The 23476-nt window shown below is 61.2% G+C and carries 18 protein-coding genes and 2 pseudogenes; 14 read left to right on the forward strand and 6 right to left on the reverse strand.

All coding sequences use genetic code 11. The features are described 5' to 3' along the window. From GQA94_RS22485 to GQA94_RS22500, 4 genes are all read right to left on the reverse strand, one after another. Complete coding sequence (locus GQA94_RS22485) at positions 1–1842, reverse strand: ABC transporter permease (protein ID WP_047882959.1); 1842 nt, start codon at positions 1840–1842, stop codon at positions 1–3. Between the two features lie 31 nt (positions 1843–1873). Next, complete coding sequence (locus GQA94_RS22490) at positions 1874–4639, reverse strand: TonB-dependent receptor (RefSeq protein ID WP_053060113.1); 2766 nt, start codon at positions 4637–4639, stop codon at positions 1874–1876. A 101-nt stretch (positions 4640–4740) separates the two neighbouring features. Beyond that, positions 4741–5706, reverse strand: coding sequence for a FecR family protein (locus GQA94_RS22495; protein WP_047882960.1), 966 nt, complete (start codon positions 5704–5706; stop codon positions 4741–4743). Further along, a complete protein-coding gene (locus GQA94_RS22500) occupies positions 5703–6212 on the reverse strand; it encodes a sigma-70 family RNA polymerase sigma factor (protein WP_047882961.1) in 510 nt (169 codons plus the stop codon). Before GQA94_RS22500 ends, GQA94_RS22495 begins: the two co-directional genes overlap by 4 nt. A gap of 426 nt (positions 6213–6638) precedes the next feature. Here GQA94_RS22500 and GQA94_RS22505 point away from each other — a divergent pair, with 426 nt between their 5' ends. Then, the gene (locus GQA94_RS22505; protein WP_158190222.1) at positions 6639–8531 is read left to right on the forward strand and encodes a sigma-54-dependent Fis family transcriptional regulator; all 1893 of its coding nucleotides are present in this window, start codon (positions 6639–6641) and stop codon (positions 8529–8531) included. Between the two features lie 41 nt (positions 8532–8572). Here GQA94_RS22505 and GQA94_RS22510 read toward each other — a convergent pair whose 3' ends face one another. Further along, positions 8573–10063 (reverse strand): aldehyde dehydrogenase family protein, encoded by a 1491-nt coding sequence (locus GQA94_RS22510; RefSeq protein ID WP_047882962.1) that lies wholly within the window; start codon positions 10061–10063, stop codon positions 8573–8575. Positions 10064–10418: 355 nt separating this feature from the next. On the opposite strand from GQA94_RS22510, the gene GQA94_RS22515 reads away from it, so the two are divergent. The 6 genes and pseudogenes from GQA94_RS22515 to GQA94_RS22540 all read left to right on the forward strand — a co-directional run bounded on the left by GQA94_RS22515 (position 10419) and on the right by GQA94_RS22540 (position 17131). Beyond that, positions 10419–11348, forward strand: coding sequence for a transporter (locus tag GQA94_RS22515; RefSeq protein WP_082136209.1), 930 nt, complete (start codon positions 10419–10421; stop codon positions 11346–11348). 86 nt (positions 11349–11434) lie between these two features. Further along, entirely contained in the window at positions 11435–13465 is a 2031-nt protein-coding gene (locus GQA94_RS22520) for a PQQ-dependent dehydrogenase, methanol/ethanol family (protein ID WP_047882977.1), read from the forward strand. 72 nt (positions 13466–13537) lie between these two features. Next, positions 13538–13867, forward strand: a pseudogene (locus GQA94_RS22525) (AMP-binding protein); the annotation flags it as partial. Between the two features lie 404 nt (positions 13868–14271). Continuing rightward, entirely contained in the window at positions 14272–14610 is a 339-nt protein-coding gene (locus GQA94_RS22530) for a DUF3742 family protein (protein ID WP_047882737.1), read from the forward strand. A gap of 381 nt (positions 14611–14991) precedes the next feature. After that, the gene (gene mobH / locus GQA94_RS22535) at positions 14992–16821 is read left to right on the forward strand and encodes a MobH family relaxase (RefSeq protein WP_126588709.1); all 1830 of its coding nucleotides are present in this window, start codon (positions 14992–14994) and stop codon (positions 16819–16821) included. 94 nt (positions 16822–16915) lie between these two features. Beyond that, a complete protein-coding gene (locus GQA94_RS22540; RefSeq protein ID WP_144419321.1) occupies positions 16916–17131 on the forward strand; it encodes a hypothetical protein in 216 nt (71 codons plus the stop codon). 554 nt (positions 17132–17685) lie between these two features. Here GQA94_RS22540 and GQA94_RS22545 read toward each other — a convergent pair. Then, positions 17686–18009, reverse strand: a pseudogene (locus tag GQA94_RS22545) (DUF4158 domain-containing protein); the annotation flags it as partial. A 267-nt stretch (positions 18010–18276) separates the two neighbouring features. Here GQA94_RS22545 and GQA94_RS22550 point away from each other — a divergent pair. The 7 genes from GQA94_RS22550 (at position 18277) to GQA94_RS22580 (ending at position 23428) form a co-directional block, all read left to right on the forward strand. After that, positions 18277–18612: an HU family DNA-binding protein gene (locus GQA94_RS22550; protein WP_158190223.1), complete on the forward strand. Its 336-nt coding sequence runs from the start codon at positions 18277–18279 to the stop codon at positions 18610–18612. Beyond that, positions 18609–18788, forward strand: coding sequence for a hypothetical protein (locus GQA94_RS22555; RefSeq protein ID WP_019406503.1), 180 nt, complete (start codon positions 18609–18611; stop codon positions 18786–18788). The genes GQA94_RS22550 and GQA94_RS22555 overlap by 4 nt, the downstream gene beginning before the upstream one ends. A gap of 151 nt (positions 18789–18939) precedes the next feature. Continuing rightward, positions 18940–19317 carry a hypothetical protein gene (locus GQA94_RS22560; protein ID WP_019406502.1) on the forward strand — a complete coding sequence of 126 codons (378 nt, stop codon included), beginning with the start codon at positions 18940–18942 and terminating at the stop codon, positions 19315–19317. 20 nt (positions 19318–19337) lie between these two features. Then, entirely contained in the window at positions 19338–20804 is a 1467-nt protein-coding gene (locus tag GQA94_RS22565; protein WP_019406501.1) for a 3'-5' exonuclease, read from the forward strand. Continuing rightward, positions 20797–21597 (forward strand): hypothetical protein, encoded by an 801-nt coding sequence (locus GQA94_RS22570; protein WP_019406500.1) that lies wholly within the window; start codon positions 20797–20799, stop codon positions 21595–21597. The genes GQA94_RS22565 and GQA94_RS22570 overlap by 8 nt, the downstream gene beginning before the upstream one ends. A gap of 398 nt (positions 21598–21995) precedes the next feature. Next, positions 21996–22352, forward strand: a complete 357-nt coding sequence (locus tag GQA94_RS22575; RefSeq protein ID WP_019406499.1) for a hypothetical protein — start codon at positions 21996–21998, stop codon at positions 22350–22352. 95 nt (positions 22353–22447) lie between these two features. Next, complete coding sequence (locus GQA94_RS22580; RefSeq protein WP_019406498.1) at positions 22448–23428, forward strand: AAA family ATPase; 981 nt, start codon at positions 22448–22450, stop codon at positions 23426–23428. Positions 23429–23476: the final 48 nt, after the last annotated feature.

Below are 23476 nucleotides of genomic sequence, written 5' to 3' on the forward strand. Positions count from 1 at the left end.
TCAGAACCTTGGGTTGGTGCTGCTGGCCAGGGCCAGGGCACGTTGTTCGTGACGGTGGTGGTTGAGATGGCGGGCGCGGCGAAACAGCCAGAGCGTCAGCAGGCTGGCGAGCCACAGGGCGATGGAAAAGGCCATCAGCACCATCAGCAAGGCGGCGGCCAGGCTGTAGTCGCCGGCGCTTTGCAGGTTGTAGGTGATCACGGCGAGGGTGTTGACCCCCGGCGACTTGAGCAGCAGGGGCACTTCCAGATTGCCGGAGACCATCAGCGCGCTCATAAACCAGCCGGCGATAAAACTGGGCGCGGCCAGCGCCAGGACAATCTCGAAAAACGTCTGGGTCGGCCCGGCCCCGCTCATGCGGGCGGCCTCGGACAGCGACGGGGCGATTTGCGAGATGGCCGACAGGGCGATCTGGCTGGCAAACGGCATGGCGGTGACGATCAAGGCCAGGGCCACCAGCCAGATCGAGCCGTAGAGCGAGGCAAATGCCGGCAGGCTGAGCCAGGCCCAGGAAATCGCCACCGTGGTGACCACACCCGGCATCGCGAGCGGAATCAGGGTGGCAAAGCGCACGGCGGCGCGGCTGCGGCGGCCCATCTGCTGGGACAGACGGGTGACGCTAAAGGCCAGGGTCATCACCACCGCACCGACGATCACCCCCAGTACCAGGGTCACGCGGATCGCCTCGACCACCCGTGGCTGACTGAGTACATCGCTGTAGCGCGCCAGGGAGAAGCCGCTGTAGATCCCGGGGTAGGGCTGCAATGATGAAAACAGCAGGGCGCCCAGGGGCAGGGCGAACGAGAGCAGCAGAAACAGGATGACCAGCCCACTGACCAGGGTGCGTACACCGCGCAGCGGCAAGAGCCGCGTGCGGGAAAACTTGCCGCTGACCGAGACATAGCCCTTGCGCCCCAGCACCCGCAGTTGCAGCACATAGAGCACGGCGACAAAGGCCACGAATACGCTGGAAAGAATACTGGCCTGGGCGTAATCGGCCGGCCCCGCGCCCCCGCCGAGCAGGTTGAGCAGCAGGGTGGCGATCACCACGATATTGTCCGGCCCGCCGAGAATCAGGATCGGCTCGAAGACCTGCAACCCGGCGATGATCCCCAGCAGCGCGACGCTGGTCAGGGCCGGGGCCAGGCTCGGCAGGTTGATCCGCACGAAGGTGCGCAGCGGCCCGGCCCCGCACAGGTACGAGGCTTCGTCCTGGGCGCTGTCCAGGGCCCGGAATGCGCCGACGATAAACAGGTAGCTCAGCGCGACCTTTTTCAGGATCAGCACGGTGTAGATGCCCCACCAGCCCTGCACGTTCAGCCAGGGCGTCGGCAGGTCGAAGGCATAGCGCAGGGCATCGTTCACCAGCCCGGTCCAGGGGTTGGCCAGTTGGGTAAAGGCAATGGCGTAGAAGATCCCCGGCGTGACGAACACCAGCAACATGCTCGGCATGATCGCGCGGCGCAGCCACAGGCTGGTCCGCTCGCTGATAAAGGCCAGCGCCGCGGCAATCACCAGGGCCGCGAAGGTACTGACCAGCGCAATCTTGATCGAGGCCCAGACCGCCGCCAGCATGCCCGGATTATGAAACGCCACGCTCCAGGCGCTGAGTGTCCATTCGCCCGGCAAAAAGGGCGCACGGCTGCGAAAGGCACCGACCACCAGCATCACCAGTGGCCAGACAAACAGCACGCCGATCAGGCCGAGGAAGGGCGTCAGCCAGACGCCCTTGAGCAGCGCCCGGGCGCTGACGCGCTGGCGGCTCAGGCGCGCCAGCTGGATGGCGAGCCAGTGCAGGGGACCGGGTGAGGGCGTCACGGTTTGGAGGGTATTGGTGGTCATGGGCTGCGCTCCGTCTTAGAACTGGTACGTCTCAGAACTGATAGTTCAGGCCGACGTAATAGAAGGCCCCGGAGGCGCCCGCCGGGGCGATAAAGCCGTAGCGGTTGATGCCGTTGACCTGGTTGAAGGACTTGAATTTCTCCGGGTAGGTGTCGAACAGGTTATTGGCCCCGGCGTTCACCCCCAGTTCACGGGTCAACTGGTAGCGCACGTCCAGGTCCACCACCCATTGGGCGCTAAAGGTCTGGTCGCGGCTGGCGAGGGTCGGGTGGTTGTAGGTGTACTCGCCAAAGCGTGTGGCCTGCACGTTTACGCCCACGTCGCCATAGGTGTAGTCACTCGAGAGGATCAGCTTGTTTTCCGGCGTGCCGTTTTCCGGGTTGCGCAGCACATCGCGGTTGAACAGGGTGGTGCCGGTGCGGGTCAGGACGGTGCCCTGCTTGACGTTGCTGACTTTGGTGTCGGTCACGCTGGCCCCGGCACCCAGTTCCAGCTTGCCGAAGCGCTGCAGGTCGAGGCGGTGCTTGAGCAGGGCGTCGATACCCTTGGTCCGGGTGTCGTAGCCATTGGTATAGAACGAGGCACCGGAGAAATTGCTCAGGCCGGCCTGGGCCAGCAGGTCGCGCACAGCGGTGGAGCTGTTGTCGGCCGGGTCCTGCAGCACCGAGGTGGCGAGGATATTGCCCTCGATATTGATCCGGTAGGCGTCCACGGTCAGCGAGGTGCGCTCGGTAGGGGTCCAGACAAAACCCAGGGAGTAGTTGCGGGCCTTGACCGGGTCCAGGTCCTTGGCGCCAAAGGCGGCGACCGCTGAGTCCCCGGGACGGAACAGGCGGGTACGCCCGGGCGCCGCCTGGCCGCCGTCGAAGCTCCAGCTGCCGGTGTAGGTGGTGGTCTGCGTCGCCAACTGGCCCAGGCTCGGGGCGCGGTAGCCGGTGCTGAAGGTCGAGCGCACGGCAAACGCCGGGGTAAAGGTGTAGCGCGCCGAGAGCTTGCCATTGACCGTGGCGCCGAAGTCCGAGTAATGCTCGGCGCGCAGCGCGGTGCCCAGCTCCAGGTTATCGGTGAGATGCCCCTCCAACCCGCCATAGAGGCTGTAGACATTGCGCGACTGGCTGCCCAGGTCATCGGGGTTGATCCCCGCCAGGTCCACCGCGCCGAAGCGTGCCGGTTGCCCGGCATTGAGCTGGCCGGCGGGAATCAGGCCGCCGCCGTAATTCCAGGATTGCTCGTCGCCGATCTCGTCGATGGCGAAGTATTCATGGCGATACGCGGTGCCGGCGGACAGGGTCCAGGGCGAGGGTGCCCAGTTGAAATTCAGCTCGCGGTCCCAGTCCAGCGTCAGATTGGTGGTCTTGCTTTCGGTTGCGCCCAGGGCGAAGTGGGTGGCGCTGGCCAGGCCGTAGCTGGGGCTCAGGCTGTTCTCCAGGTAACCCTTGACCTCGTTTTTGCCGTAGGACAGCGACAGGTCGAAGTTGCCCAGTTGCGCCTCGCTGTACTTGACCCCCACCACGGAGGACAGGTCGAAGCGCTTCTCCCGGGTGCGCGGCTGGAAACCGTTGGGGTAGACGGCGAGGATATTGTCCTTGGAGCGGCTGAAGTTGGGGTTGATGTCGTTGAAGTTTTCCGTGTAGCCGTAGTTGAGCGTGGCGTAGCCGCGGGTCTCGTCGTTGAAGCCCAGCTCGCCGTTGGCCAGCACCGAACCCTGTTGACGGCCGCCCTGGCCCCAGCGCCCGGTGCGCAGGTCACCGGCGGGGCCGGCGTTGACGTATTGATGGTCGGTGCCGCTGCGGTCCACCGGGTTGTTGCTCAGGCCATCGGCGCTCAGGGTCAGGAAACCATCGCCGGGCAGGCTGGTGCCCCACCAGCCGCTGGCGTTGCGGGTTTCGCCGTCGCCTTCCTTGTATTGCCCGTAGCGGGTCTGGAAACCGCCGCCGCTGTCGCGCTCCTTGAGCACGATATTCAGCACCCCGGCGATGGCATCGGAGCCGTATTGCGCCGAGGCGCCATCACGCAGGACTTCGACCCGCTCGATGGCGCTGATGGGGATATTGTTCAGCTCCACCAATTGGTCGGCGCCCCATGGATCGACACCGGACAGGCGTCCGGTCGGGTTGCGCCGCTTGCCGTTGACCAGGATCAGCGTATAGGCCGGGCTCAGCCCGCGCAGCGAGGCGGCGCGCACGGCGCTGGTGCCCTTGGAGGCGTTCTGGCCCTGGGGGAAGTTGAAGGAGGGCACCAGTTGGCTCAGGGCCTGGTTCAGGGTCACGGCGCCGGTGCGGGTGATCTGCTCGGGGGTAATCAGCTCCACCGGCGCGAGGCTTTGCAGGGCCGTGACATCCTGGCGACGCGTGCCCAGGGTGACGACGGTGGCCAGTACCGGATCGGCGCCGCCCGCAGGCGTTGCGCTACGGTTGTGCTGGGCTGCGGGCTTGGGACGGGCGCTGGCGCCGCTGCTGTCCTGGCTGATCACGATGGCGCCACTGGCGGTGTAGTGGGCGCGCAGGCCGCTGCGCTGCAAGGCGTGGTCGATGGCCTGGTCGCGGCTCAGCTGCCCTTCGATGGGCGCACTGGTCAAACCGTCGAGGGCCGCCTGGTCGAAGGAAATCGGCGTATGGGTCTGACGCGAGATGGCCAGCAGGGTATCGGCCAGCGGGCCGGCGGCAATCGAGAACGATTCGAGCGAATGCACGACCGGGGTGTCGCCGGCATGGGCGCGCTCCGGCAACGCGGCAGTGGCGGCCAGCAGCGCGTAGGCAAGGGGAACAAGGGCGAAGTGGCGGGCTGGGGTCGGCATGGAAAATTCACTGTTTCAGGGTGGAGTTATTCACCATGAGCAATGAGCGGGCTGAATTTTCCACGCCGCCCTAGACCGTTTGGGCCTATGGATAGAACCGCTCAGGCGCGCTCGATTTCGATCCAGTAGGGGCTGTAGCGCGTGACCCGGATCGGCAGTTGCTGCTGGAGCATTTCCAGGGTCTGGTCACTGTTGTCCAGCGGGTACAGGCCGCTGACGGCCAGGTTCGCCAGGCTGGCATCCAGGCGCACAATGCCGCGCCGGTAGGCGCGCACGGTTTCGATGATCTGCGCCAGAGGCTCGTTGCGTGCCTCGATCCAGCCGTCGAGCCAGGCCGTATCGCGGCGGCTCATGGGCGCCTGTTGGAGGATCGAGGTCTGGTCGAAGAGCACGCTGCGCCGCGGTTCGATAATCTGCTGCACGCCATTGGCCGGGGTCAGTCGAGCGGCGCCGCTGAGGGTGATCAGGCGGGTCGAGTCGCCTTGCTGGCGCAGCAACAGACGTCCGCTGCTGGCGCTGACCAGGCCCTGCTGTGAGCTGAGGTGGAACGTGCGCGTCGGGTCGGCGGCCAGCTCCAGCACCAGCTCGCCCTGATACAACCGCAGGTCGCGGCGTTGCGTCGAGAACGCGGTGGCCACCCGGCTGCGGGCATTGAGTTGCAGGCGGCTGCCATCGGCCAGTTGCCAGTCGCGGCGCTGGGCGGTGCCGGTCTGCAGATCACCGGGCAGGGACCAGGGCAACAGCCCGGCACGTGCCAGCAGGCCAACCGACAGCGCCAGCCCGCCGAGGGCCAGGCTGTTGCGCATAAAGCTACGGCGGCTCGAAGGGGCTTCGAGCGCTTGCAGCATCGGTCCGCTGGGGCGTCCCTGCCAGGGTGACCGGCGCGCGATCGCCAGGCCCCCGGCCAGCCGCTCGAATGCGCTGGCGTGGCGCGGATCGGCGGCCTGCCAGGCGTCGAAGGCCTGCTGCTCGGCAGCACTGACTTCCCCGGACTGCAACCGCACCATCCACAAAATGGCCGCTTCGGCGACTGCATCGTCCAGCACCGTGCTGGCGTTGCGCTTCATGCGCCAAAGACCCGGTAGCAGCAGCGCAGGGCATCGCTCATATGCCGATGCACGCTGCCCAGGGACAGCCCCAGGCGCTCGCCGATGCCGGTATAGGTCAGCCCTTCGAGCTGGCTAAGCACAAACACCGCCTTGCCCTGGCTCGACAGGCCGTCGAGCAGCTTGTCGATGGCCAGCAGGCTTTCGATCAGCATCAGGTGTTCCTCGGGGGCCGGCTGCTGTTGCTCCGGTACATCATGCAGGGCGCGCAGGTAGGCCTTTTCCAGATCACGTCGGCGCCAGCCTTCATAGATCAGGTGCTGGGCGATGGTGGTCAGCAGCGCCCGGGGCTCGCGCACGGCGCTGGGATCCGGCAGGGCCAGCACGCGGGCAAAGGTTTCCGCGGCAATGTCGTCGGCATCGTGGGGGCAGCCCAGGCGTGCGCGTACGCGCGCCCGCAGCCAGTCATAGTTGAGTTTGAACAGCTGGCCGACCAGCTCGCGGTCGGCAACGTGGGAAGTAGCCATGGCGAATCACGCAAGAAGCTGCTGCGCCGCAGGGAGCGAAGGGTGGCAGGCAGTGAGTGTGCAACCGGCGACCTGGGTATAGGGGTACGCCCTGCCGAGGGCAGTGGGGAAACTATGACTGGAATTTCATAGCAGTAGAAAGAATAAAATATGGAAAATAAATTCCATTAGGTTATATGTGCGGCAGGGTTGGCGGTCGTTTTTACGGGCGTTTCAGGGCGGGTCGGGGCCTCGGGCTGTCGGCGCAGCAGGTGGCTTGTATCGGCTGGCGATCTGTCTTACCTTGACGTAAGCGTAAGGGTCGATGACGAAAGCGTTCGATTGTGACTCGTCGGTCATTGCCCTGGCGCCGGCTGCATGTTTATGTGGCGGGTGTGTTCCTGACGGGCCGCTGCCTGACGCCCGTAGGTGAGTGCTGGAGTTGGCATGCAGACAAAAATAAGAAACGAAGCTGTTTTGCGTGAATTCCTCGATGTACGCAGTATCGTCCGCCAGGAAGGCGTGATTCCCGATGGGCTGTTGCGCGATGAAATCGACGCGTCCTGGCGCCGTAGCCTCGGCCATGGCCGCCGCCTGGGCGATGGCTGCGATACGCCGCGCACCAGCCATTCGCGGATTTATGAAAGCAACCGGCCCTTTATCGACGCGGCCACGCCGATCATGGAGCAACTGGCGGCGCAGTTCGGCAAGACCCACGGCGACAGCCTGGTGATCCTGGCCAATGCCCAGGCGACCATCGTCGCCGTGGAAGGGCACAAGGCCCTGGCGCAGCGCGAATTGCGCGATATCGCCCCCGGCGTCTGCTGGAGCGAGGCCTCGCGCGGCACCAATGCCCTGGGCACGGCGCTGGTGGAAGTGCGGCCGATGGTGATCGACTACAACGAGCATTTTCTCGACCGTCTCAGCCCGTTCTGCTGTACCTCGGTGCCTATCCGCGATCCGGCCGGTCGGGTGCAGGGCGTGCTCGACCTGACCCGCCAGGGCCACAATCGCCAGCCCCATGACAGCCTGTCGCTGCTGGCCCTGAGTGCCAGCCAGATCGAAAGCCGGCTGTTCAGCGCCTGCTATCCGCGCCAGTTGATCCTGGCCTTCCACCCCCGTCGTGAATACCTCGAATCCTCCTGGCAGGGCCTGCTGGCGATTGGCGCTGACGGCGAGCTGCTGGCCGCCAACGAGCATGCCTGCGCCTTGTTGCGCCAGCCCCGCGAAGCGCTGCTGGGCAAGACGATCCAGGCCTTGCTGGGCGACGAGGCGAATCAACTCGCACGCTTGTCCCAGGGCGCCACCGCCAGCCTGCAAAGCCCCCGTGGCGAACTGTTCTATCGCGCATTGCAAGCGCCGTTGCGCTTGCTGGTGCACGAAATTGCGCAGCGCCCGCCGGTCGCCCGCGAGCGCACAACCGATGAAGACCGCCTGCTGGCCCTGGCCGGCGGCAACCTGCGTTTTGCCCGCAGCCTGGGTATGGCGCGGCGCGGTTTGCGCAATGCCTTGCCCATCATGCTCCAGGGCGAGACCGGTACGGGTAAGGAGCGTGTGGCCCAGGCCCTGCACGACACCAGCAGCCGTGCGGACAAGGCCTTTGTCGCGGTCAACTGTGCGGCCATTCCCGAGGGGCTGATCGAATCCGAACTGTTTGGCTATCGCGAAGGTGCCTTTACCGGCTCGCGCCGTGGCGGCATGGTCGGGCGTCTGGTCCAGGCCCATGGCGGCACGCTGTTTCTCGATGAAATCGGCGATATGCCCCTGGCGTTGCAGGCCCGCCTGTTGCGCGTGTTGCAGGAACGCAAGGTCGCGCCCCTGGGCGGTGGCGAAGAGCAGGCGCTGGATATCGCGCTGATCTGCGCGACCCACCGCGACCTGAAGCAGGAAGTCCAGGCCCAGCGCTTTCGCGAAGACCTCTATTACCGGGTCAATGGCCTGTGCGTGCAATTGCCGCCGCTGCGCGAGCGTGACGATCTGCCAGCCCTGTGTCGCCAACTGTTGTCAGGTATGGGCGGCGAGGGCATTCGCCTCGATGAGGCCTTGAACGAGCTGCTGAGCCAATACCACTGGCCGGGCAATATCCGCCAGCTGGAAATGTTGCTGCGCACCGCCATGGCCATGCGTGACGAAGGTGAAACGCTGTTGACCCTCGAACATCTGCCCGATTGCACCCTCGATGATTTGCGCGAGCCCGCGCTGGGTACGCGCCAGGACGGATCCGGGCAGGGCGCGGCGACGATCCAGCAGGCGCTGGATCGGCATCAGGGCGATGTGATGGCGGCCGCCCGCGCGCTGGGGATCAGCCGGGCGACCCTGTACCGCAAGCTCAAGCAATAACAACGGCGCGCCCCGGATTGGCTGGGGCGCGTCGGCGTACCTCAGAGCTTGATCAGCACCGACTTGAGCTCGGTGTAGTGCTCGATGGCGGCGGCGCCCATCTCCCGGCCGACGCCGGACAGCTTGTAGCCACCAAACGGCAGCGCCGGATCAAGGGCGCTGTGGCAGTTGACCCAGACCGAACCGGACTTGATGCGCGGGATCATCCGATGCACCTGGCCCAGGTCGTTGGACCAGATACTGGCGCCCAGCCCGTAGGTGCTGTCATTGGCCAGGCGAATCGCGTCCTCCACATCGTCGAAGGGAATCGCCACCAGCACCGGGCCGAAGATTTCCTCCTGGACCAGCGAGCATTGCTGGTCGACATCGGCGATCACCGTCGGCTGGACAAAGTAACCCGGCCCGTAGTGTTCACCGCCACACGCCAGGTGCGCGCCCATCTCCCGGCCCATGTCGATATAGCGCGAAACCCGCGCTTGCTGCTTGGCCGAGATCAGCGGCCCCATATCGACACTGGGGTCCAGGCCATTGCCCAGCTTCATGCGGTTGGCGATCCCGGCAATATCGGCAACGACCCGGTCGAAGTGCTTGCGCTGCACATACAGGCGCGACCCGGCACAGCAGACCTGGCCCTGGTTGAAGAAAATCGCACTGGCGGCGCCGGCCGCGGCCGTGTCCAGATCGGCGTCGGCGAGCACGATGGTCGGCGACTTGCCGCCCAGTTCCAGGGTCACCCGGGTCATGGAGTCCATGGCGGCCTTGCCGATTAACTTGCCGACTTCGGTGGAGCCGGTAAAGGTCACTTTGTCCAGCTGCGGATGGGCCGACAGCGCCGCACCGGCCACTGCGCCGACCCCGGTCACCACGTTGAGCACGCCCGCCGGGTAGCCGGCTTCGAGCACCAGTTCGGCCAGCTTGAGGGCACTGAGCGGCGTTTCATCGGCCGGCTTGAGAACCACGCTGCAGCCGGTGGCCAGGGCCGGGCCGAGCTTCCAGCAGGCCAGCAGCAGCGGGAAGTTCCAGGCGACGATGGCGCCGACCACGCCCACCGCTTCACGGCGCACAAAGGCATGGAACTGGCCATCGAACAACGGCACGGAAGGCTCCAGGGTGCTGCCTTCGATCTTGGTGGCCCAGCCGGCCATATAGCGCAGGGAATCGATGGCCATCTGCACATCCATGGCCCGGGCGACCTGGGCGCTCTTGCCGTTGTTCAGGCATTCCAGCTCGGCCAGCACCTGGGCGTCCCGCTCGATCAGGTCGGCGAGTTTCCACAGCAGGTTCTGCCGCTCGCGCGGGCGCATCCGGCTCCACGGCGAATCGTCGAAGGCCTGGCGTGCCGCGCGCACGGCACGGTCGACGTCCTGGGCGGTGGCGGCAGGCACCTGGGCCAGGGCCTGGCCATTGGCCGGGTTGACCAGTTGCAGGGTCGCGCCATCGCTGGCGGCGCACCAGTCGGCGCCGATCAGCATGCGGTGCTGACGGTCGAGGAACGCTTGGGTATCCGGGTGAATCGGGAAGGCATGGGACATGGAGTGGCTCTCTTCTTATTGAAAGTGACGCTTTGCCTCGGCAACCCCTATGCCAGCTTCAAACCAGTACCAAAGTACTTGTTTTTCAGGGGTTTGAAGGCTTTTACCGAGGCCGTTTGTCTCGCATGATGAGAATCGCGATGAGACAGCTGAGACAGCCCCGAGACGGCGCCAAAGCCTCGGTAAATCGGGCCTTCGCCGCCATTGCGCCGGCCACTGCCCATCCGGCCGGTTACTGGGGATATTGATTAAGTAGCTGATATAAAAGGATTAATTTTATTGGCATGAAGCCTGCTATTGCCTGAGTGCTGCCCACTGGGTGGCTCATCCACAAAAACAATAAACAGGTGACACGATGAGCAAGACCACACTGTCAACCGTGCCCGCGCTCCCTGTGCGGCGCCGCCCCCTCGCCACACTGTTGCAGGCCTGCACCCTGGCCCTGGCTGCCGGCCTCGCGGGCCAGGCTCAGGCCGTCGACGTCGATGCCGGCGACTACACCGCGCTGCCCGAAGGCACCACCCTGGGCATGGTCTATTACCAGCACGCCGAACGCCGCTCGCTCTATGCCGACGGCCACAAGCAACCCCTGCGCGCCGGGCTCGATTCGGATATCGGCATCCTGCGGGGCGTGCACTTCATGAAGCTTGGCGGCTTCACCATCGACCCGCAATTTCTCCTGCCGTTCGGCCAACTGGAAGGCAAGCGCGACACCAAGGGGCTGGGCAAAAGTGATGGCGGCATCGGCGACCTGATCCTGGCGTCGACCATCTGGCTGGTGGAGCAACCCGCCGAGAAAACCTACTTCGGCATTACGCCGTTCCTCTATGTGCCCACCGGTCGCTACGACCGCGACGATGCGCTGAACATTGGCGAGAACCGCTGGAAATTCGCGCTTCAGGCCGGCTATATCCAGGGCCTGGGCGACAAGTGGTGGCTCGATCTGGTGGGGGACGTCACCTGGTTCGGCAAGAACGACGACGCCACGGCAGCCGGCCTGACCCTGCGCCAGTCGGCCCTGTACCAGGGCCAGGCGTTCCTGCGCTATCAGGTCACCCCGACCTTCGATGTGCGCGTCGGCTACTCGCGGCTCTGGGGCGGTGAGACCCGTCTCGATGGCCTGGATCAGCGCGATGAACCCAAGACCCAGAAGTTCACGGTCGGCGCCGGCTGGTTTGTCGCGCCCAAGACCCAACTGCTGGTCAACTATGGCCGCGACCAATCGGTGGAAAACGGTTTCAGGGAGGGTGATCGCATCAACCTCCGCCTGATGCAGATTTTCTGATCCGCGCCCCCAGCGTTCACCGAGGAAGCCTTGCAATGTTCAATACTCTGTCTTTCCCCAGTTCCCTGCGCAGCTGCGTGCTGCTGATGTGCCTCGCCGTGCCCATGCCGTTGCTGGCCGCGGCGGTGGACGAAGCGGCGATCCGCGCCACCGAACACGAGGGCGGGCAATGGCTCAGCCATGGCCGCACCTATTCCGAACAGCGCTACAGCCCGCTGGAGCAAATCAACGCCGGCAACGTCAAGGGCCTTGGCCTGGCCTGGTACAAGGACCTGGACAATACCCGGGGCCTTGAATCGACCCCGCTGTTCCACGACGGGGTGATCTACACCTCGATGTCCTGGAGCCGGGTGATCGCCGTGGACGCGGTCAGCGGCAAGGAACTGTGGAGCTACGACCCGCAGGTCGAGCGGGTCAAGGCGCGCACCTCCTGCTGCGACGCGGTCAACCGGGGCGTGGCGCTGTGGGGCGGCAATGTCTATGTCGGCACCCTGGACGGCCGGCTGATCGCCCTGGATGCCAAGACCGGCAAGGAACTCTGGAGCCAGCAGACCACCGATCCGAGCAAGCCCTACAGCATCACCGGCGCACCGCGCGTGGTGAAGGGCAAGGTGATTATCGGCAACGGCGGCGCCGAATATGGCGTGCGCGGTTTTGTCTCGGCCTATGACGCCGTGAGCGGCAAGATGGTGTGGCGCTTCTACACCGTGCCGGGCGATCCCGCGCTGCCCTACGAGCACCCGGAACTGCGCGAAGCGGCCAAGACCTGGAAGGGCGACCAGTACTGGAAACTCGGTGGCGGTGGCACGGTGTGGGACAGCATGGCCTACGACCCGGACCTGGACCTGCTGTATGTCGGCACCGGCAACGGCTCGCCGTGGAACCGCGAGATCCGCAGCCCGGGCGGTGGCGACAACCTGTACCTGTCGTCGATCCTGGCGATCCGTCCTGACAGCGGCAAGCTGGCCTGGCATTACCAGGTCACCCCGGGCGACAGCTGGGACTTTACCGCGACCCAGCAGATCACCCTGGCCGAGCTGGAAATCGACGGCAAGCCGCGCAAGGTGCTGATGCAGGCACCAAAAAACGGCTTCTTCTATGTCCTGGATCGCACCACTGGCAAGCTGATTTCGGCCGAAAAATTCGGCAAGGTCACCTGGGCCGAGCGTGTCGACCTCAAGACCGGCCGTCCGGTGGAGGCGCCCGGCGTGCGCTACGAGAAAGAGCCGATCGTGATGTGGCCGAGCCCCTTTGGCGCCCACAACTGGCATTCGATGTCGTTCAGCCCGAAAACCGGCCTGGTCTATATTCCCTACCAGGAAGTGCCGGGGGTCTATCGCAATGAAGGCAAGGACTTCGTCTCACGCAAGGCATTCAACACCGGCGCCGGCTTTGCCGATGCCACCGATGTGCCGTCGGCCGTGGTCAGCGGTGCCTTGCTGGCCTGGGACCCGGTGAAACAGAAGGAAGCCTGGAAGGTGCCGTATCCGACCCACTGGAACGGCGGCACCCTGAGCACCGGCGGCAACCTGGTCTTCCAGGGCACCGCGACCGGACAGATGCATGCCTATTCGGCGGACAAGGGCGAACCACTGTGGAGCTACGAAGCGCAGAGCGGCATTGTCGCCGCGCCCATGACCTTCGAGCAGAACGGGCGCCAGTATGTGGCGATCATGGCGGGCTGGGGCGGCGTGGCTACCCTGACCGGCGGCGAATCGATGAACCAGCCGGGCATGAAAAACCGCAGTCGTCTGCTGGTCTTCGCCCTGGATGGCAAGGCGCAGTTGCCGGCGGTAGCGCCGACGGCCGCGAAGAGTGATCGCGTACCGCCTGCCGTCACGGCCGATGTCACGCCGGGTAAACAGTTGTACGGGCAGTTCTGCAGCGTCTGCCATGGCATGGGGACCATCAGCGGCGGCCTGGTTGCGGACCTGCGCCAGTCCAGCGATGCCACCCGCGAGCACTTCCAGCAGATCGTGTTGCAGGGGCTGCTCAAGCCTGCGGGCATGCCGTCCTTCGAGGACTCGCTCAAGCCTGCGGACGTGGAGCAGATCAAGCTGTACGTGATGTCCCGCGAGTACGAGGACTATATGGCCCGCCAGAAAAAGGCCCCCTGAGAAAACCAGCGGGCCGGCACCCCGGTACCGGCCCGCTGATGGCGACCAACAAGAACAACAAGGGAAGTCAGCATGATCGAGTCCTACACCCGCGGCCCCCGGGACAAGTCCCTGTTGGCCATGACCATTGGCGAAGCCCTGGATGCCACGGTGGCCGCCTATCCGCAGCGTGAGGCGCTGGTGGTCTGCCACCAGAACCTGCGCTACACCTGGGCCGAACTGGCCGCCGAGGTGCTGGTCGTGGCCCGGGCCCTGCTGATGCTCGGGCTCAAGCCCGGCGAACGCCTCGGCATCTGGGCACCGAACTGCGCCCAGTGGTGCATTGCCCAACTGGCCAGCGCCAAGGTTGGCGCAATTCTGGTCAATATCAACCCGGCGTATCGCAGCAGCGAGCTCGAATATGGGGGTTGGGGAGCAATGGAACTGAAAACCAACGTAAGCCGAATTAGAGTTCGTTTTACTCGTCAGCGACTGCGAATTAACGAACTTTGATTCGTGAGAAAGGTTTATTGCACTGATTTTCGGGTGTTGGTGACCTTTCCTCGCGATAGCGGAAACGGTTTCATAAAACGGTCGTTTTTCGAAACTATCCAGACGTTGCAAGGGTTTGCGGGGCAGCGACTGAGCTTAAGTGCACTTTCTGTTCCGTTGCTCCCCCAACCCCACACTTCCCGACGCAAATTCATCGGCGCCGGCGCTCTTCAAATATAACGATAACGTATTTTATCGTTAATTAATTGCCACTGAGTGCCAAGAGCGCTACTCTGAAACCATTAGCGAAAAAAGCTTGACGTGAGGGTGGAGTTATGGCCGGTAAACAGCAGTCAGCGGCGATGCGAATCGGTGGGTTTGTTGGCCGCGCCTATCAGGGTTTTGGCACTGCCGAGGGGCGTCTCCTGGGTCACCTGCCAAGATCGATCGCCCTCACGATTCGAGTCGTCATTAGAGCAGCAGTTGCAGCAACGCTGCTCTACTTCCTGTTTGTCCCAACCTTGCTCATGCTGTGTGCAATAGGAGTGATCTCCAAGATCGGGGCCGGTGAGACGGTCGCGGATCTGGTGTCACAGCCAAGTTCCTCGGAAGCAGAGCTGTTTGAAGGCAATGAAGGGTTCGGCCTCTACAAGGATGGCGCCCGAATCGGCTAAGTAGCACTGAACATCCCAAAGGAAAGAAGCCCGCACGACGCGGGCTTTTTCGTATGGGCCGTTTTTATGCGTTGACGGTGGTCGCTGCTGCACCATTTCAAGCGCTCAGAAATAGGGTGGTCGGCCAGATCATCTTTTCCGTTGATCGACTATGCGAAAAGGTAAAAGGTTGGAATAGCGTAAAGGGTAAGGGGTTAATGGAATGGGGCTTCAAAGGTAAAAGCCCTACCCTGAAAGGGTTACAACGACCCGCTCTGGAAATTGCCTCAGGGGATAGATAACTCGTGAAAGGGCCAAAGGGCAAAGGGGCGGCAGCGTGCCTTCGGCAGTGCCGTCTATGCAGTATCAGTCTGGACAGCGTTATCTGCTGGGAGCGCAGCTATGCGTAGTCGAATGCTGGCGTGGATCCCCTTCATTCGCTCGGCCCCGGCCGAAAATGTACATAAAAGCGCTGATGGCTTCGTCCCTTACAAGTCTGCGGATGAGCTTCTGGCCACGCCGCGTCGGCAGCTGTTGCTCGAAAACATTTGGCACCGTACGTCGGTGAACCGGGAGCAATTCAACAAACTCTACCTCGACCCTATCAAGCGGTACGCGGAAATCGTCCAGCAGTTGCCGGCTTCCGAGAATCATCACCATGCCTACTTGGGAGGCATGATCGACCATGGCCTGGAAATCATCGCGTATGCCCTAAAACTGCGTCAGTCCTTCGTCTTGCCGGTCGGAAGCACCCCAGAAGTTCAGTCGGCCCAGTCCGAGGCTTGGTCCGCGGCGGTTGTGTTCGCAGCGCTCCTGCACGACATCGGCAAGGTAGCGGTCGACGTCAAAGTCCAACTTCGCAGCGGAGAGATCTGGCGCGCATGGGACGGGCCGATGAAGGAGGATTACCGGTTTCAGTATGTGAAAGGGCGGCAGTACAACCTGCATGGGGCTGCTGCAGGACTGTTGTATACGCGGGTGATTCCTTCCGAGGTGATGAATTGGTTGTCGCAGTATCCAGAGCTCTGGGGTGCTTTGCTGTACGTACTGGCTGGCCAGTTTGAGCACGCTGGGGTTCTTGGGGACATCGTTGTAAGGTCTGACCAGGCGTCGGTCGCCCATGAGCTTGGCGGCAATCCAGACAGAGCTGTGGCAGCACCGCGTAACACTCTTCAGCGTCAGCTCCTCGATGGGCTGCGCTACCTGGTGAAGAACGAGCTCAAGTTGAATCAGCCAGACGCTTCCGATGGCTGGATCACGGCCGATGCGATCTGGCTGGTCAGCAAGACCGTTTCGGATCGGCTGCGTGCTCACCTCCTCAGCCAAGGGATTGAGGGTGTTCCGGACCGCAACTCCACTCTCTTCAATGTCTTTCAGGATAACGGCCTGATTGTTGCGAATCCTGCTGGCAAAGCTATTTGGGATGCCGAAATCCTGAGCCCTACGGGATGGAAGAACGCATTCACGTTCTTGAGAGTTTCACCTTCACTCATATGGGCAGCTGGCGAAGACCGCCCGGAGCCTTTTGGCGGCTCGGTGCAAGTCCTCAACGAAGAAGCAGCCCCTGCCGCAGCTTCCGAAGCGCAGGAGGAAAAGCCCAGCCTTACTGCCGGGGGCGGCGATGCCGTTGCGGCAGAGCCTCAAGGGGACGAACCCGCAAGTGACCATGGACCGCAACCCGATGAGGTAGATGATACAGACTACCTTCTGGATCTGATGGATATGCGTGACGCGCCGACCAATTCGGTACCCGCCCCGGCGATGCCGGCGGCGTCCGAGGTCGAAGCTCAGTCAGACACTGCCGCGACCGCTACCATCGCTGGCCCGATCGGCGACACGCTAGGTCACCTTTTCATGCACTGGCTAAAAGTGGGTGTAGGAACCCACAAGATCATTATCAATGATGCAAAAGCCAAGGTTCACACCGTTAACGGCACGGCTTTTCTAGTGACACCTGAAATATTCAGAAGGTATGCCCAGGAGCATCCGACGCTCTTCTCCGCGAGGGCTGGTGAAGGACAGCCATGGCTGCAGGTTCAAAAGTCGTTTGAAAAGCTGAAGCTTCACGTTAAGAAGAACAACGGACATAACATCTGGACGTGCGAGGTCTTTGGACCTCGGAAAACGAAAACATTGAAGGGTTATATGCTCAAAAAACCCGGCGACGTATTCACAACTGAGATGCTGGATAACCCCAACCTCAAACTTTGTGAGAGTCAGGATGAGCATTAGGTATCGGATAGCCGTTTCCCCAGCGCTCCGGTGCTGATAACGGTTGTGCGGATTGGCGCCACGCGTACAACAATATGCGATTAAGGACTTCAATATGCTCTGGAAAAAACATCTGTCCCACTCTCCTCACTATCAATATTTGGCGGTCCTAGAGGCAGAGGAAGTAGAAAATAAAGGTATGCTTTATGGCCAAAGAGAGTTTCGTCTAAAGCTCGCTGATGGTTCGACTGTTAACCATACGTTCGATGCGGACGAATATCAGCAATGGTGGTCGTCATTTTTGAAGGGTGGTCAAGTAGTTAACCCATAGGGGGACGATAAACCTATGAGTAATCGAGCAAGCCTTGAAAGGCTATCAACGCTACCTTCGTCTGAGGCAGACGGCGACGCTTGGAAGCGGCGGATTGCGCGGGACTGGGAGAAAATGCCGCTGGCTATGCGCGTGTCCTTCCTCGCCTCGTTCTTAGTTTGGAGGTGGCTCCCATTATTCGGTTATGCATTGTTGGCAATGGTTCCGCTGATGTTGCTTGGCGCTATTGACGGTTCATATTTGGTAGGCGGTTCAGGATTGATAAATGGGCGCTATCTATGGCTCGCCGGATGTTCTCTTATACTTGTAGCGCTCTTTACAGTTGTGTTGCCAAGAGCAATGGCCCTAGGGGTCGAAAGCTGGTATCGGGCGAGACGGAAGGAACTAGGGAGAGCACCCACATAGGACCGTGCATACATCGAGGATTACACAGGGGGCTGGACTAGGGTGCGTGCCGAGATAAGGGAAAATTTCACTCACTTCCTCTCTAACCTTTTGATCCATAGGTGAATTCTACGCTCGAATACATTGGGCGTGCCGACATACGCTACCCTCGTCACACCGAGGCGAACTCGGATCGCGTTCATGTGGCGATATTGCTGGAACCACTTGTATTCCGCGAGTTTCACCTTGCTACGCTGACCCAACTCTCCGCGAATGAAATCCACCAGTTGATCAGGTACGTCGGTGATATCAGGAAAATACCGGAGCACCTGAAAGGTCTTGAGGAGAACGGCGAGATTGAGGTGAAAAGGGGCCTTGGACTTGCTTCGTACCCATTTAATCTCATCATCTGAGAACGAAAAATCTCGCTGCAGCTCAGCTTTTGAATACGCCTTTGGCAGAGTGGGATACGCCGTACGCTCTAATGAAGCCATAGGAACTCCTTTTCTGAGGAGTCAGAAAAGATAGTCCACGATCAGAGGCTGTGCGGTCTATTTGGTAAATTCTCTTGGCATCAACACGTTACGAGCGAAGTGAGTGAATTTTCCCTTCATCTCGGCATGACCCGGTCTACATCCTGCCCAGCTGCAAGACCCATGCAGGGGTACGTCACTGCCAATGGATCGAGCCGCGCGGCCACGCGCCGAACAGCGAGGCACGGCCAAAAGTGGAGTCGGGCCAGGGCATCGCAATCTGAGCCAATGGGCTCTCGAAACAGAAAACTGCATTCCAACAAGCACAGGAGATACCGCATGACTCGACAGGAACTGGTAAAGGCCGTTGCAGAGCGGGCAGGCCACAGCCAAACCGCTGTAAACGAAATGCTCAACGCCATGATTGGGACGATCCAGGACACCGTGGCTGCAGGGGACAAAGTGGTACTGGTCGGCTTCGGCGCTTTCGAGCCGGTGAGCCGGCCTGAGCGCGATGGGCGCAATCCTCAGACCGGCGCGAAGATCACCATTGCCGCATCGACGACCCCGAAGTTCACCCCCGGCAAGGCATTCAAGGATGCCGTCAATCAGGGGGGAAAATGAGCATCCAGGAAGAGATTCAGGCGGTCATTACGGCTCCTGAAACCAGCCACTGGCTGCGTGATGCGCTGATAGCAGCGTCGTTGCGCGATCCCGTGGATGCTGCCAATGATGCCGAGGTGTTGAGCGATCTGATGTCCCGACGCTGCGCGCAGCTTCTGGGGGGAGGGGAGGGCTAAACCTACAACAATCGTGCTGCTTTAGCCCCTTTTGGTGGAGGCTGCGTATGGGACCATACCGCAATCACCAAGGGGCTTTTTCATGTCCACGATTTCTTGCGGCAAGACCACCGGCGCCGGTCATTTCACAGACCTAGCGAGCCACGCCTGGATGATTCTGACTTTCCGCCATCGGGGCGCGGGGCTTGATCTGGGGGGCGCGCACATGCTGCTACTCGGCATCGTCGCGAGCCTTGTCGCCGGAGTAACTGCGCTGCTTCCGGTCGCCGGCGATCAAGTTGAGTTCTTGGCGTTCTGGCAAGCCGCTCTGGTAACCGGCATAGCGATCAGTGTGTTCTACGTTGTGCTCGGCCGGCGAAGCGCGGCAGCCATGATCGCTCTCATACTGTTCACCGCGCCGGTGGAACTCGCCCTGCTGCTGCTCTTCGAAAGCCCCCATCTGTTCATCCTGCTGATCAAGCTCTGGCTGTTCAGTGCTCAAGCCGTCTTTGTCCTCCGTGCTGATCGTGTCGCGGTCAGCTGCCAGTAATTCCAGGCGAATTTTTCTCTGTGAATCCGACCCACGAACAACAACCGATCATCGACTATCGCGGGCCATATCTCGTTGTGAAGGCGTATGCCGGCTGCGGAAAAACGGCAACGCTCGAAGCCTTCGCCTACGCCAACACGTCGATCAAGATTCTGTACCTGGCTTACAACAAGGCCATCAAGGATGAGGCCATGGCCCGATTCCCTGACAACGTGATCTGCAAGACAGGCCATCAGTTGGCATGGCCGCGCTTTGGCACCCGGTACGCCCATAAGCTGGGCAATCCGAAGCTCACCGATGTCTCCAAGCTACTTGCGACACGCGATTGGGGGTTCGTGCGGCACGTCATGGCCGTCTTCAACAACTTCACCAGCAGTGCAGAACCGGAAATTGGCATGTGCCATTTCATCGCGGCTCTCTCGGACGAAGAGCGAGACGCATACGGAGATTCACGCATCGAAAAACTACTCAACGGGGCGGGGGCAGTCTGGGAGGCCATGACCGACGAGAAGAGCGCTTTTGTCTGCGCGCATGACGCATACCTGAAGCTGTACCAGCTTAGCGATCCGCAGCTCGACTACGACTGCATCCTGCTCGATGAGGCACAAGATACAAACCCCGTCCTTGGAGCCATAGTCGCCGGCCAGCGTGGGCAGAAGATTTTTGTGGGGGATAAATTGCAGCAGATCTACAGGTGGCGCGGCGCGGAAAACGCCCTGGATAAGCAGATCGAGCAGGGCGCCGAAGCGATGTACCTGACCAACTCGTTCCGCTTCGGGCCGATGATCGCTGGCGTTGCCAATGCCATTCTGCGGCTCCAGGGCGAGACACGCCCACTGGTTGGGCTAGGGCCGGCTGACAGAGTGCAGACCTCAATGTCCGGGATACGCGGCCAGTACACCATCCTGAACCGCACCGTGACAGGTGTGCTGATGTCTGCCATCGACTCCGTAGCCAACGGACTCACTGTGTTCTGGAACGGCGGAATCGAGGCCTACAATCTGTCACAGCTCGAAGATGTCTACTACCTGAAGACCAACAAGCACAGCCAGATCCAGGACTATCGGCTCAAGCACTTCAAGTCATACGAGGCATACACCGACGCTGCTGAGGCGAGTGAAGATCCCGAGATGCTTCGCACCATGCGGATTCTGAAAACCTACGGTGACATCCCCCGGCTGATCTCATCGCTGCGTCAATGCACGGTCGATGACATCACCGAAGCTGACGTGGTGCTGAGCACCGCGCATCGAGCTAAGGGCCTTGAATGGGATGTAGTGCTGCTGGAGGAAGATTTCCCGGACATTTTCGATGAGGAACGAGTAGACCCCTCGCAAGTAGGTGATGAGCTGAACCTTCTGTATGTGGCCGTGACGCGCGCGCGACGAACCCTTGTCATCAATTCCATCGTTCAAACGATCATCGTTCGAGCACACAGAGCGGCGAAGAGAGGGCTGCCTGCAAGTAGAGAATCCCTCCATGATTGAGCTATTTGTTGCCCTGCTGCTGGTGCCTGCATCGGTCATAACCATCTGGGATCTGATGATGCACAGGCTTGCACCCAGTGCGCGCAAACTGACGCGGCTGACGGGCTATATCGGGGTGCCAGTACACGAACTGTCTCACGCATTGGTCTGCGTGCTGTTTGGTATGCGGATAACGAAGATGGCGTTCTATCAGCCGAACAGTGCCACCGGCACGCTAGGGTTCGTCGAGTACCGCTATTCGCCGTACTCAATGAAGCATGCGCTTGGGATGGCCTTGCAGGGCATTGCGCCGCTTCTCGCCGGAGCCGTCATCGTGGGGCTTCTGCTGGCCAACCGTGGGCCAGCTGAGCTGCCGGATAGTGGCGTAGGACATATCGTGGGGTGGCTTGGCGGAGTAGTCGTAGGTACCGCTCTCGCAGCCTGGGCTCAGGCCATGACCGGCCCGGTGGGGTTAGGTGCTGTGCTATTGGCGACAATCATCAGCATGCACGCAATTCCGAGCCTGGCAGATATCAAATCCGGCTTGCGGGGCTTGATCGTATTGGTGGGGTTTGCAGCAGCTGTAGCTGTGGCCATCGATCTGTTCTGGGTGTACGGGCCAGACGTAGGCAAGGATCTCGACAGCATCGTTCGAGTGGTGACGCTCCAAATAGAAAGGGGCATGTGGGCAGCCCTTTACGGGGCCGTGAGCTTGGTCACCTTGACGATCCTCGGCGGGCTGGCACTCATCGTGATCCCCTCTCTGTGCCTGCAAGTAGTTCAGTTCATCCGAGGGGCGCGCGGCGATATCTGAGTGACCAACGCGGCAGAAATTGCTCAGATATCTAGGGAAGCGCGTCCCAAGATCTTCAGTCCCGTGGGGCAAGCGATTTGGGTGCGCTGAAGCCGAGCCCATACCACCTCGGTGGGTCAGGATCTTGTGTGCACCCCTTGTGAAACCCATCCAGGCGATGGCATGATGCTCTGGCGCAAGCTGTGCGCTGAACAGCTAAAGATCTCTTGCAGACGTGCAAACGTCTCGCACTCCAAGTGTACCGAAAGGTGCCGCTCCAGAAATCAATCACCCACGCATGCGCGTTGGTGTTTGTTCCGTGCCTAGCACGGGTCGAAGCTGACGACTCATTCAGCCCAATAGCCCTTGCGGGGAATCTCCGTAAGGGGGATTTCTCCGCTCAAATCTGGAGTAGAGAAATGGAAAAGCAGCACGTAATCAATCTGACGAAGTTCAAGGCTACTGCCGAGATGGAACGTTTCGGCGTTCACGATTTGTCGGATTGGAAACAGTTTCAGGAAATCCGAGATCTTCTGTATTTCCCGACCCCTCCCTCGCCGGAGATTATCACCAGTCGCGTTGAGCGCCTGGGTGAGATCGCCCTGCAGGAGGCTAAGAAAACGGGTGCGGTTGACGTTCTGGTCGCCTGCCCGCCTTGGATGAACGCTACGCTTTGCCGTGAGCTTCTGTATCACGGCCTCAAGCCAGTGGTGTCTTTCACCAAGAAAAACCTTGAACAGGGACATGTCCTTGTTTCTCTTGTAGCAGCTGCATAAGCCGCAACAAATAACCAACCTACCCATCGGGGGAGATATCCCCTATGGGAGTTCTCCGTCTTTGGGCAACTTGCTTTTGAGAATGGAGAAATAAAATGCAACTGAATATCCAAGTTGGAATGAAAGAGTTTGGCTTCCAATCCGATGCAACTGCGCCGGCTTTTTCGCCAAACCACAATCTTTCGCAACACGTTGAGCCAGCAAAGCCGTACTTCTTCAGGAAGGAACTGCTTTCTCAGTTTATGAGTTGGCTTTACGCCCCGGCAGGTGACAGCTGTTTGCTCGTCGGCCCAACGGGTGCCGGTAAGTCTTCGCTCGTCGAACAAACGTGCGCGCGACTCAACTGGCCAAGCATTACCGTCTCAGCACATAGCCGCATGGAGATGCCGGAGTTGACAGGCTACAACCTGCCAGTAACGGACCCTGTGTCGGGCGATCTGAACACGAAATTCGTGGACGGGCCGCTCACCAAGGCTATGCGACATGGGCTCGTGTTCGTCCTGGACGAGTACGACACCCTCGATCCTTCGGTAACGGTGGGCCTCCACGCGGTAATGGAGGGGCGTCCACTGGTGATCGCTGAAAACAACGGCGAGGTCATTCGGCCACATGCCAATTTCCGTTTCGTCGCTTGCGGCAACACGGCAGGGCAGTCGGATGAGATGGGGGTTTATGCCGCTACGATGCAGCAGAACCTGGCATCGCTCGACCGATTCCGAGTGTTCGAGGTGGAATACCTTGAGCCGAAGGATGAAGTTGATCTGGTCGTTAAAGCCGTACCAGGGATAACAAAGGAAATCGTCGAGAACATGGTGAAGATTGCAAATAGTGTTCGTGATCAACACCAAGGTAAAGGCGGTAACTATCTCAGCGTTACAATGTCCACTCGGACTTTGTTGCGTTGGGCTCGGATTGGCAATGGATATACATTGGCCAAGAAGAAAAACCCGTTGAAACTCGCTCTGCAAGAGTCGCTGCTTAATCGCTGCGACAAAGTGCAGAAGCTTGCAATCGATAAGATGGCAAGCAGCGTGTTTGGTAACGACTGGCCGGTTGAAGTAGATAAACCGTTCTAATCGTAAACAGCCCTGAGGGGGAACTTTCCCCTTAGGGGCGAAGTTCCC

It is taken from the genome of Stutzerimonas stutzeri, from assembly GCF_009789555.1.
Lineage (GTDB): Bacteria > Pseudomonadota > Gammaproteobacteria > Pseudomonadales > Pseudomonadaceae > Stutzerimonas > Stutzerimonas stutzeri_R.

Bases quoted from the DNA above. Each gene is read 5' to 3' on its own strand.
- GQA94_RS22485 (WP_047882959.1), bottom strand. From the start codon at position 1,842: ATGACCACCAATACCCTCCAAACCGTGACGCCCTCACCCGGTCCCCTG.
- GQA94_RS22490 (WP_053060113.1), bottom strand. From the start codon at position 4,639: ATGCCGACCCCAGCCCGCCACTTCGCCCTTGTTCCCCTTGCCTACGCG.
- GQA94_RS22495 (WP_047882960.1), bottom strand. From the start codon at position 5,706: ATGAAGCGCAACGCCAGCACGGTGCTGGACGATGCAGTCGCCGAAGCG.
- GQA94_RS22500 (WP_047882961.1), bottom strand. From the start codon at position 6,212: ATGGCTACTTCCCACGTTGCCGACCGCGAGCTGGTCGGCCAGCTGTTC.
- GQA94_RS22505 (WP_158190222.1), top strand. From the start codon at position 6,639: ATGCAGACAAAAATAAGAAACGAAGCTGTTTTGCGTGAATTCCTCGAT.
- GQA94_RS22510 (WP_047882962.1), bottom strand. From the start codon at position 10,063: ATGTCCCATGCCTTCCCGATTCACCCGGATACCCAAGCGTTCCTCGAC.
- GQA94_RS22515 (WP_082136209.1), top strand. From the start codon at position 10,419: ATGAGCAAGACCACACTGTCAACCGTGCCCGCGCTCCCTGTGCGGCGC.
- GQA94_RS22520 (WP_047882977.1), top strand. From the start codon at position 11,435: ATGTGCCTCGCCGTGCCCATGCCGTTGCTGGCCGCGGCGGTGGACGAA.
- GQA94_RS22530 (WP_047882737.1), top strand. From the start codon at position 14,272: ATGGCCGGTAAACAGCAGTCAGCGGCGATGCGAATCGGTGGGTTTGTT.
- mobH (WP_126588709.1), top strand. From the start codon at position 14,992: ATGCGTAGTCGAATGCTGGCGTGGATCCCCTTCATTCGCTCGGCCCCG.
- GQA94_RS22540 (WP_144419321.1), top strand. From the start codon at position 16,916: ATGCTCTGGAAAAAACATCTGTCCCACTCTCCTCACTATCAATATTTG.
- GQA94_RS22550 (WP_158190223.1), top strand. From the start codon at position 18,277: ATGGGCTCTCGAAACAGAAAACTGCATTCCAACAAGCACAGGAGATAC.
- GQA94_RS22555 (WP_019406503.1), top strand. From the start codon at position 18,609: ATGAGCATCCAGGAAGAGATTCAGGCGGTCATTACGGCTCCTGAAACC.
- GQA94_RS22560 (WP_019406502.1), top strand. From the start codon at position 18,940: ATGATTCTGACTTTCCGCCATCGGGGCGCGGGGCTTGATCTGGGGGGC.
- GQA94_RS22570 (WP_019406500.1), top strand. From the start codon at position 20,797: ATGATTGAGCTATTTGTTGCCCTGCTGCTGGTGCCTGCATCGGTCATA.
- GQA94_RS22575 (WP_019406499.1), top strand. From the start codon at position 21,996: ATGGAAAAGCAGCACGTAATCAATCTGACGAAGTTCAAGGCTACTGCC.
- GQA94_RS22580 (WP_019406498.1), top strand. From the start codon at position 22,448: ATGCAACTGAATATCCAAGTTGGAATGAAAGAGTTTGGCTTCCAATCC.